Raw genomic sequence first — 1,191 nt, 5'->3', positions numbered from 1 at the left:
TTGGAGTACTGCGGGTGGGGGGCTCTTGGGGGGGCTCAGCCGTCGAGGGCGACGACCATCTTCCCGGTGTTGCTGCCGCGCAACATGCCGATGAAGGCGTCGACGGCGTTGTCGACGCCTTCGACGACCGTCTCCTGGTACTTCAGCTCGCCGCCGGCCAGCCAGCCGGCGACGTCCTGCTGGAAGGCCGGCCGCAGGTCCTTGTGGTCGTTGACCAGCATTCCGGTGATGCGCAGCCGCTTGCCGATGACCATCGCCAGGTTGCGGGGCGCGGCCGGCGGCTCGGTGCTGTTGTACTGGGCGATCATGCCGCAGACGGTGATCCGCCCGTGGGTGTTGAGCGCGCTGATGGCGGCCTCCAGGTGCTCGCCGCCGACGTTGTCGAAGTAGACGTCGATGCCGTCCGGCGCGGCCTCGCGCAGCTGCTCGCGGACCGGCCCGTCCTTGTAGTTGAACGCCGCGTCGAAGCCGAACTCCTCGGTGAGCAGCCGCACCTTCTCCGCCGAACCGGCGCTGCCGACCACCCGGGAGGCGCCCTTCAGCCGGGCGATCTGCCCGACCATGCTGCCGACCGCGCCGGCCGCGCCGGACACGAACACCGCGTCGCCCTCCTTGAAGGAGGCCACCTCCAGCAGGCCCGCGTACGCGGTCAGACCCGGCATGCCGAGCACCCCCAGATACGCGCTGAGCGGCGCGGCCTCCGCCGACACCGGGACCGCGCCGGCGGCGCCGATCGTCGCGTACTCGCGCCAGCCGGCGCCGTGCAGGACGTGGTCGCCGGGCTTGAAGCCGTCGGCGCGGGACTCCACGACCACGCCGACCGCCCCGCCGTCCATCGGCCGGTCGAGCTGGAACGGCGGCACGTAGGACTTCACGTCGTTCATCCGGCCGCGCATGTACGGGTCGACGGACATGTAGAGGTTGCGGATCAGCAGCTGGCCGTCGTTCGGCGCCTGGACCGGCGCCTCCCGCAGCGCGAAGTCCTCGGGGACGGGCCAGCCGTCGGGGCGCCTGGTCAGATGCCACTCGCGGGCGGTGGCGGGTACCGGTCGGTTCGGGGCGGTCACGGTGGGGTACCTCCGAATAGTTCAGACGCTGAAGTTTCTCCGGTCCACCCTGCACCTTGATATTTCATGTTGTCAACTAAATGGTTACCCTGGTCCCATGACCGGCCGAAGAACCCCACCCGAC

Annotated in this window: 1 protein-coding gene; it reads right to left on the bottom strand. The window is 70.1% G+C overall.

All coding sequences use genetic code 11. The features are described from left to right. Positions 1-35: 35 nt before the first annotated feature. A complete protein-coding gene (locus FNX44_RS27065) occupies positions 36-1,067 on the bottom strand; it encodes an NADP-dependent oxidoreductase (RefSeq protein ID WP_143651593.1) in 1,032 nt (343 codons plus the stop codon). Between the last annotated feature and the right edge of the window lie 124 nt (positions 1,068-1,191).

The sequence above is a fragment of the Streptomyces alkaliterrae genome, from assembly GCF_007097205.2.
Taxonomy (GTDB): Bacteria; Actinomycetota; Actinomycetes; order Streptomycetales; family Streptomycetaceae; genus Streptomyces; species Streptomyces alkaliterrae.
Note: the sequence above shows the minus strand (reverse complement) of the source record. Positions and strands in the feature narration are given on the sequence as shown.